We start from the raw sequence: 7,489 nt of genomic DNA, 5'->3' as shown, positions 1-7,489 counted from the left end.
CGTGGTGGTCGGGGAGGGTTAGCCGGCGTTCTGCAGGTTGAGCTGGCGCGCCTTGGTGAGGATGGCGTTCTCCAGATCGGTCTCGGTCTGGGCCGCGACGGGCGCGCCGACCCAGCCGCCGGTCGCGTCGCGCACTTCCTTGGTGACGGTGACGTTCAACGCGTCGGCGCGGAGCCGCGTGTCGAGGATGAAGACTGTCGCCTTGAAGCGTTCGTTCGGCGTCTGGGGGTCGGTGAACCAGTCGTAATTGATCACGCCGCCCCACGGATCGGCGTTGGCCAGGGGCATGAAGCTGAGGGTGTCGAGCGTGGCCCGCCACAGGAAGGCGTTGACGCCGATGCCGGTTTGACTGGCGCCCTCGGGCGCGGCGCGTCCCGAACCGAACACGTCGCCCACCGTCGGCCCGAAGGGGCGGTCGGCTGAACAGGCGGACAGCAGCACGCCCGAAGCGATCAGGGCGACCGTCGCGCCACGAACCAGCACCATCGAGACTCTCCATTCCATCGGGACGTGCGGCGGACCTTCCGCGCACGCGCCGGCCCGGTCCACAGGGTCCGAGCCGAAGCGACGCTCTATAACACGGTGAAAAGGGGCGATGACAAGGCGGAGTCGCATTGGCGCGGCGGCGGGACGGCGATCCGGGGGCGGGAACCCGTCCCGGGCGACCTGCGACGCGTGACGCTCGCGCCACAGGAGTCTTGCAGAGTCTTGCGGAACCCAGGGTGAATGGCCACGTTTCGTTGACCGGGCTGACCAGCGGTGTCTAATCGCTGACATGGACCGCAGCGGAGGCTCCGTTGCGGCGTAAAGGGCAGGACATGCGCAAGAAGAGCGCCGTCATCGCTGGACTGGCCGCGGGGCTTACGCTCTTCGCAGCGGCCGACGCCGCCTCGGCCCAGGCCGCCGCGTCGCGCACCCGCGCGCCCGCCGTCACCCTCTCTGAAGCCCAGGCCGCCCGTGCGGCGGCCAGTTCGGGCCAGTCCCGCCTCCGTTTCACCGAACGCGGCCGCTGGGGCCTCGATCTGAATCTCAGCCAGCCGGTCGGCCGCGAGAGCAATCTCGGCGACGTCGAGGCCGGGGCCTACTATCGCGTCAATCCGCGCCTGCGGGTCGGCGCCACGGCCGGCCTGGCAGAGCCTGAGGCCGATCCGGCCCGCGCGCCGCAGACCGACCGCCGGGCCGCGCCGCGCTTCCGTCTGGAATCGATCTTCCGCTTCTAGGCGTCGACAGGGCCGAACGCAGCCTGAATCGCCGACACCCCCGCCAGACCGCAGGCTCCCGAGCCGATGAGATCGCGCGCATTGCCGCCATGGACGCCGCCAAGGGCGTAGACGGGGACGGGCGCGCTCCGGACCAGATCGCTGAACGCCCTGACGCCGAGCGAAGGCCGAGCGGCCGAGGCTCCGCCGGCGGCGAACACCGGCGACAGCACCGCCGCGTCCAGGGCCTCGACGCTCGCCAGGGCCTTCGCCGAGTGAACCGCCCCGGTGATCCGCCAGTCCGGCCGGGCCGCAGAAAGGAACGGCGCCCGATCGAGCGCCCGCTCCGGCAGATGAACGCCGTCGGCCTCGAGTCTTTCGGCCAGATCGGGGTCCAGCCCGACCAGCAACAGGCCGCCGCGACGACGGGTCGCCTCGCGCAGGCGCAGGCCGGTTTCAAGGGCGTCCGCCGCCCCGAACGACCGGAACACCACCCCCGATCCCGGCGGCAGGCGCGCCGCCGTCTCCCACGGGCGGGGCGTGCGTTCGGGGTCGGTGAAGAACAGCAGGGGCGGCAGGTTCGGGAGCGGCCGGCCGTCGGCGCGGCTGACATGGGCCGCGTCCCGTGCGAGGACGCGGGCGACCTCCCACAGGATATCCGCTTCGGACCGGTTCATGGCCTCCTCTTCTCCCGATCCCGCCCCCGGGTCCAGCATCGCCGGACGCTTCGACGCCGTGCGCCGCCAGATCGTCGACGCCTGCCGCGGCGCCGGGCGCGGGCCGGACGAGGTCGTGCTGACCGCCGTGACCAAGACCCAGCCGGCCGAAGCGCTGGCGGCGGCGATTGCGGCCGGCCAGCGGGTGTTCGGCGAGAACCGTGTGCAGGAGGCGCAGACGCACTGGGCCGGCCTGCGGGACAGGATTCCCGACCTCGAACTGCGCCTGATCGGCCCGCTGCAGACCAACAAGGCCGCGGACGCGGTCGCCCTGTTCGACGTCATCGAGACGCTGGACCGTCCGAAGCTGGCCGACGCCCTGGCCGCCGCCGGCGAAAAGGCGGGGCGCGCCGTCCGCGTGCTCGTCCAGGTCAATACCGGGGCCGAACCCCAGAAGGCCGGCGTCCTGCCGGAGGAGGCCGACGCCCTGGTCCGTTACGGGCGGGACCGCGGACTGGCCGTCGAGGGGCTGATGTGCATTCCGCCGGCGGACGAGGCTGCGGGACCGCATTTCGCGCTGTTGCGCAAGATCGCGCGCCGCAACGGGCTGGAGGTCCTGTCGATGGGCATGAGCGGCGACTACGGGACGGCGATCCGCTTCGGCGCGACCCACGTTCGTGTCGGATCGGCGCTGTTCGGGGAACGAAACCGCTCCGAAACACCCTCTATGGAATGAAAACCGCTCCGCTTGGGGTCCAACCCTTGGCGGAACGGGCGACGCTCGCCATTCTGGTATCCATGCCCACACCCAAGACGATCCTGATCATCGACGACGACGACGACCTGCGCGAGGCGCTGGCGGAGCAACTGGCCCTGCACGAGGCCTTCCGGCCGGTGCAGGCGGCGACGGCGGCCGAAGGTGTGAAGCTGGGCCGCGAAACCCGGGCCGATCTGATCCTGCTGGACGTCGACCTGCCCGACATGGACGGGCGCGAGGCCTGCCGCCTGTTGCGCAAGGACGGCGTTTCGACCCCGATCATCATGCTGACCGGACAGGCGTCGGACGCCGACACGGTGCTGGGGCTGGAGTCGGGGGCCAATGACTATGTCACCAAGCCCTTCCGGTTCGCCGTCCTGCTGGCGCGCATCCGCGCCCACCTGCGCAGCCATGAGCAGTCCGAGGACGCGGTCTTCCGCATCGGCCCCTACGAGTTCCGGCCCGCCGCCAAGGTGTTGATCGACGACAAGGCGCGGAAGGTGCGGCTGACCGAGAAGGAAACCAGCATCCTCAAATACCTGTATCGCGCCGGGGCCAAGGCCGTGTCGCGCGAGGAACTGCTGACCGAGGTGTGGGGCTATAACGCCGGGGTCACCACCCACACCCTGGAAACCCACATCTACCGGCTGCGCCAGAAGATCGAGCCGGAGCCCGGCCAGGCCCGGCTGCTGCTGACCGATGCCGGCGGTTACCGGCTGCAGCCCTAGCCGGGCCGCCACTCGCTGAGGGTTTCGCCGGTCGGGGTTTCGAAGGCGACCCGGTCGAGCTGGGTCGCGGCCACGCAGACCGGGCGCTGGTTGGGGTTGGCGGCCCGGCAGCGGATGGCCCGTCCGTCGGGGAAGGCCACGATACGACCCTCCAGGCGCACCCTGTAGCCGGCGTCCAGGGCGACCAGGGGCGCGTCGCCCGCCTGGCGGATGGTATGGGCGTAGGCGCGGCCGTTGCGGCGGCCCAGACGGGAGCCGCCCTTCTCGAACACCGCCGCCAGCCCGACTGTCTGGGGCGACGGCGCGAACGGTCCGCTGGCCAGGGGATCGGCCCGGATCGAGGGGCAGCCGTTGGCGGACATCCACGGCCGCGAGACCCAGAATCCCTCGACCGCCTCCCATTCTTCCTGGCCTGAACCGGCGATCAGCGCCGATCGGGTCCAGTCCCCGGGCGTCAGGCTGAGGCGGAGAGTCTCGCGCTCAGGGCCCCAGGACCAGCGCGCCAGACCGTCGCCGGCGCCGTCGGCCGGCGGCGTCTCGGCCCCCTCGCAGCCGAAGGCAAGCTGGATGTCAAACTGACGCCCGACGAGGGCGTCCGCCGTCGTGGGCGTCACTCCCGAAGCGTAGTTCGACGCCGCCTGGCTGATGGCGGTGAGCAGTTCGCGACGATCCAGTGCGGCGGGCCGGACGGGAGTCTCGGGCGAGCTTTCGGCGGGAGCGGACGGCTCCGGCGGCGGCGCGACGGGTTCGGCCTCCCTCTGGCAGGAGGCTGCAAAAAGACCAGCCGCCGCAGCCACGACGACCGGCAGGCGAGCAGGCGAGACCGGTTTCAGCATGGAACCAGCCTAGCACGTCAATCGCTCAATTGGGGACGGCCGGCCTGAAAAGGTTGACCTGACCGGGGCCGGAGGGGCAGCAGAGCGGATGACTTTCGATCAGATCGCGGCTCTGCTGGTGCTCGTCACCGTGGTCGGTGTGCTGATCCATGGGCGGGTACGGGCTGACGTGGTGGCGCTTGCGGGCGCGGCGGCGCTGCTGCTGCTGGGCGTGGTGCGCCCGGTCGAGGTCCAGGCCGCCTTCGCCAGCCCCGCCGTCATCGCCCTCGCGGGCCTGTTCGTCATCGCCTATGCGATCGAGCTGTCCGGCCTTCTGGGGTTGATGATCCGACAGGCGACGGCGCTGGCCTCGCGCGTGGGCGCCATCGGCATTTGGGCGGTGCTCGGCATGTGCGGCGTTCTGGGCGGATTTCTGAACAACACGCCCGTGGTGGTGCTGGCCGCGCCGGTGATCCGCGACGTCGCGACGTCGCTGAAGTTGTCGCCGAAGCGGTTCCTGATGCCGCTCAGCCATATTTCCGTGCTCGGGGGACTGCTGACCCTGATCGGCACCTCGACCAATCTGCTGGTCAACGACATGGCCCGCAACGCCGGCCAGCCGGTGTTCAGTCTGTTCGAGATCACCCCCGTGGGCCTCTGCATCGCGGCCGCCGGCGGGCTGTGGCTCTATTTCGTGGGCGCGCGACAGCTTGGGCGCAGCGTGGCGGCGGACGAGGCCGAACAGGCGCGGCAGGCCGAGATGGAGGAGAACCGGCGCAAGGAGGCGGCGGAGGCCGCAGCGCGGCGGCGGCGGATTCTGCCATTCAACCTGCCAAAGCTGGGCGAGGCCCGGACCAACGACGACGGCTCGGGCGACGCGCATCTGGGCGACGTGGCCCTGTTCGGCGCGGCCGACCGGCCCTTCGACCTGCGCCGCTCGTTGATCGCGCTCGGGGTGTTCCTCGTCGTGGTGACCGCGGCCGGGCTCGGGCTCGCGCCGATCGCCGCCGCGGCCTTCGCCGGCGCCGTCGCCCTGATCCTGCTGAAGGTGATCACGCCGGAAGAGGCCTACGCCGGGCTGAGGCCCGAGATCCTGCTGCTGATCGCCGGCATGGTGGTGGTCGGCATCGCCATCGAGGTCACCGGCCTGGCGGCGACCGGAGCGGGCGTTCTGATCGAGGTGTTGCGACCCTTCGGGCCGCTGGTGGGGCTGTTCATCCTCTACGGGGTGACCCTGTTCGCCACGGAGCTGCTGTCGAACGCCACGGTCGCCGTGCTGATCACCCCGATCGCGGTGGCCTTGGCCGAGAGCTTCGGCGTCGACCCGCGCCCGTTTCTGGTCGGGGTGATGATGGCCGCCTCGGCCGCCTTCGCGACGCCGTTCGGCTATCAGACCAATGTGCTGGTCTACCAGATGGGGAATTACAGCTACATGGACTTCGTTCGGGTCGGATTGCCGCTGAACCTGGTGACATGGGTCGCGGCGATGGTCGCCATCCCGATCTTCTTCCCGTTCTAGGGCCGGATTAGACGTCCAGATCCATCGTCACCGGGGCGTGGTCGCTGGGCTGGGTCCATTCCCGGACCGTGTCGTGGATGCGGGCGCTGGCGGGGACCACGGCGGGGGTCAGGCCGGGCGAGGTCCACAGGTGGTCGAGGCGCAGGCCGCGGTTCGACTTGCGGAAGTCGGCGGCGCGGTAGCTCCACCAGCTGGCCAGTTTCGTGGGTTCGGGAATCTGGTCGCGGACGACGTCGCAGAAGCCGCCGGCCGCCTGCAGCCGGCGCAGGGTCTCGACCTCCAGCGGGGTGTGGCTGACGATCTTCGACATGTAGCGGTGGTTCCAGACGTCGTTTTCGCCCGGCGCGATGTTGAAGTCGCCGGCCAGCACCAGCGGCATCTGGCGGTCGCGGCCGGCCATTTCGGCGGTCAGGCGCTCGTAGAAGTCCATCTTGTGATCGAATTTCGGGTTCAGCGCCCGGTCGGCCACGTCGCCGCCGGCGGGGATGTAGAAATTCTGGATCTCGACGCCGTCGACCATGGCCGCCACGCAGCGGGCGTGGCCCTCGCGGCAGACGTCCAGTTTCGGGGCTTCGTCGATGGGATTGCGGCTGGCGATGGCCACGCCGTGCCAGCCCTTCTGACCGCCGATCTTCAGGTGCGGCAGGCCCATGGCCTCAAAGGCGGCGCGGGGGAACTGGTCCTCTAGGCATTTGATCTCCTGCAGGCACAGGACATCGGTTCCGCTTTCCTCGACGAAGCGGGCGACCTGATCGATGCGCAGGCGGACGGAGTTGATGTTCCAGGTGGCGATGCGAAGCATGAGGCGTTCTTAGTGGGAGCGCGTCCAAAAGGCTCCGCCTTTTCGACCCGGCGCGCTCCAGGCGCTTCGCGCAGCGCTCAAGCAGCGAGCGACCGCGTCGCGAGCGGTAGCGCCCTTCCTCTCAAAGAGACGCCCGGCCGTTGCGGGCCGGGCGTTTCAGGTTCGTCTCTCTCGCCGCCGGGAAGGGGATGAAATCCGTAGCGGGTCAGACCGGCTCCCGCCGATCTGTGGCCAAAACAACACGCCCGACAAAAAATGTCAAGGCGAGCTCGCGCGGCGGGCGAGTCAGTTGCGACGCGGCCGCTGGGTCGGATCACGCAGCTGGAACAGGCTGGCCGCCAGGCCCGAAGCCGGACGCAGGGTGGTCAGCTGGGTGCGGGTGCGGCCGCCCTGGGCGTCGACAATCGTCCACTCCTGCAGCCGGATCGGATTACCGGCGAAGGCGAGGACCACCGAGCCGTCATTGGGTCGGCGATTGTCCCGGGCGGTGATGGCGAAGGCGCCCGAATCCATCCGGGTCACGCGGTCAATGCGGACGCCCTGGTCCAGGCGGACGGTGCGGGCGAGGAAGGTCGACAGCGGGGTCTGGCTCAGCGGCACCTGGCGGAAGACATTCAGGCGCGGATCGTAGCGCTTCACGTTCGAACCGTCCGAGACGACCAGCAGGCCGGCCGGGGTGGTGTATTCGAACCGCATCTTGCCGGGGCGCTGCAGGTAGAAGCGGCCCTCGCGGCGCTGGGCGCCCGTGGATTCGACGAAGGTCCCCTGGGCCGAGGTCAGGCCCTGAAGATAGGTCTGGGCCTGGGCCAGGACGGCTCGGTCCTCGGCCGACAGGTTGGATTGGGCGTGGGCCGGCAGGGCCGCGACGGCGGCGACGGCGGCGGACCCAAGGGCAAAGGCGCGGCGTGAGACGGTCATGGTGTCTTCTCCCGTTCGGGATGGTTGAGGTCTACCGTCTTGCGGAACGGGTCTGGCGGGGTCGTGACCCCAGCCTGAATATGGTCAGGCTGGGG

At 70.2% G+C, this 7,489-nt stretch carries 9 protein-coding genes; 4 read left to right on the top strand and 5 right to left on the bottom strand.

Annotation, left to right across the window (positions count from 1 at the left end; all coding sequences use genetic code 11):
* Positions 1–18 precede the first annotated feature (18 nt).
* The gene (locus tag RDU12_RS00575) at positions 19–486 is read right to left on the bottom strand and encodes a DUF3576 domain-containing protein (protein WP_300289294.1); all 468 of its coding nucleotides are present in this window, start codon (positions 484–486) and stop codon (positions 19–21) included.
* Positions 487–818: 332 nt separating this feature from the next.
* Here RDU12_RS00575 and RDU12_RS00570 point away from each other — a divergent pair, with 332 nt between their 5' ends.
* Positions 819–1,220 (top strand): NtrZ family periplasmic regulatory protein, encoded by a 402-nt coding sequence (locus RDU12_RS00570; RefSeq protein WP_308683954.1) that lies wholly within the window; start codon positions 819–821, stop codon positions 1,218–1,220.
* Here the strand turns inward: RDU12_RS00570 and RDU12_RS00565 are convergent.
* On the bottom strand, positions 1,217–1,876 hold the full coding sequence (locus RDU12_RS00565; RefSeq protein WP_300293667.1) for a thiamine phosphate synthase: 660 nt from the start codon (positions 1,874–1,876) through the stop codon (positions 1,217–1,219). The two genes, RDU12_RS00570 and RDU12_RS00565, sit on opposite strands and share 4 nt — an antisense overlap.
* Between RDU12_RS00565 and RDU12_RS00560 the strand changes: the two genes are divergently transcribed.
* The gene (locus RDU12_RS00560; RefSeq protein ID WP_308683953.1) at positions 1,875–2,591 is read left to right on the top strand and encodes a YggS family pyridoxal phosphate-dependent enzyme; all 717 of its coding nucleotides are present in this window, start codon (positions 1,875–1,877) and stop codon (positions 2,589–2,591) included. The genes RDU12_RS00565 and RDU12_RS00560 overlap by 2 nt on opposite strands.
* Positions 2,592–2,653: 62 nt before the next feature.
* Positions 2,654–3,340 carry a response regulator transcription factor gene (locus tag RDU12_RS00555; protein WP_300290331.1) on the top strand — a complete coding sequence of 229 codons (687 nt, stop codon included), beginning with the start codon at positions 2,654–2,656 and terminating at the stop codon, positions 3,338–3,340.
* Here the strand turns inward: RDU12_RS00555 and RDU12_RS00550 are convergent.
* Positions 3,337–4,176 carry a hypothetical protein gene (locus RDU12_RS00550; protein ID WP_300290333.1) on the bottom strand — a complete coding sequence of 280 codons (840 nt, stop codon included), beginning with the start codon at positions 4,174–4,176 and terminating at the stop codon, positions 3,337–3,339. The two genes, RDU12_RS00555 and RDU12_RS00550, sit on opposite strands and share 4 nt — an antisense overlap.
* Positions 4,177–4,264: 88 nt before the next feature.
* On the opposite strand from RDU12_RS00550, the gene RDU12_RS00545 reads away from it, so the two are divergent.
* Positions 4,265–5,674, top strand: coding sequence for an SLC13 family permease (locus RDU12_RS00545; protein ID WP_300290334.1), 1,410 nt, complete (start codon positions 4,265–4,267; stop codon positions 5,672–5,674).
* 7 nt (positions 5,675–5,681) lie between these two features.
* Here the strand turns inward: RDU12_RS00545 and RDU12_RS00540 are convergent, their stop codons facing one another.
* Together RDU12_RS00540 and RDU12_RS00535 are read right to left on the bottom strand one after the other, a co-directional pair.
* Positions 5,682–6,476, bottom strand: coding sequence for an exodeoxyribonuclease III (locus tag RDU12_RS00540; RefSeq protein ID WP_300290336.1), 795 nt, complete (start codon positions 6,474–6,476; stop codon positions 5,682–5,684).
* 285 nt (positions 6,477–6,761) lie between these two features.
* The gene (locus tag RDU12_RS00535) at positions 6,762–7,394 is read right to left on the bottom strand and encodes an outer membrane lipoprotein carrier protein LolA (protein WP_300290338.1); all 633 of its coding nucleotides are present in this window, start codon (positions 7,392–7,394) and stop codon (positions 6,762–6,764) included.
* Positions 7,395–7,489 lie beyond the last annotated feature (95 nt).

Source organism: Brevundimonas sp. (genome assembly GCF_031082345.1).
Classification (GTDB): domain Bacteria; phylum Pseudomonadota; class Alphaproteobacteria; order Caulobacterales; family Caulobacteraceae; genus Brevundimonas.
The sequence above is the reverse complement of the archived record's forward strand: the minus strand, read 5'-3'. Positions and strand labels throughout refer to the sequence as shown.

Coding starts and splice junctions, on each gene's coding strand:
- RDU12_RS00550 (WP_300290333.1), bottom strand. CDS start 4,176: ATGCTGAAACCGGTCTCGCCTGCTCGCCTGCCGGTCGTCGTGGCTGCG.
- RDU12_RS00570 (WP_308683954.1), top strand. CDS start 819: ATGCGCAAGAAGAGCGCCGTCATCGCTGGACTGGCCGCGGGGCTTACG.
- RDU12_RS00535 (WP_300290338.1), bottom strand. CDS start 7,394: ATGACCGTCTCACGCCGCGCCTTTGCCCTTGGGTCCGCCGCCGTCGCC.
- RDU12_RS00560 (WP_308683953.1), top strand. CDS start 1,875: ATGGCCTCCTCTTCTCCCGATCCCGCCCCCGGGTCCAGCATCGCCGGA.
- RDU12_RS00555 (WP_300290331.1), top strand. CDS start 2,654: ATGCCCACACCCAAGACGATCCTGATCATCGACGACGACGACGACCTG.
- RDU12_RS00545 (WP_300290334.1), top strand. CDS start 4,265: ATGACTTTCGATCAGATCGCGGCTCTGCTGGTGCTCGTCACCGTGGTC.
- RDU12_RS00540 (WP_300290336.1), bottom strand. CDS start 6,476: ATGCTTCGCATCGCCACCTGGAACATCAACTCCGTCCGCCTGCGCATC.
- RDU12_RS00565 (WP_300293667.1), bottom strand. CDS start 1,876: ATGAACCGGTCCGAAGCGGATATCCTGTGGGAGGTCGCCCGCGTCCTC.
- RDU12_RS00575 (WP_300289294.1), bottom strand. CDS start 486: ATGGTGCTGGTTCGTGGCGCGACGGTCGCCCTGATCGCTTCGGGCGTG.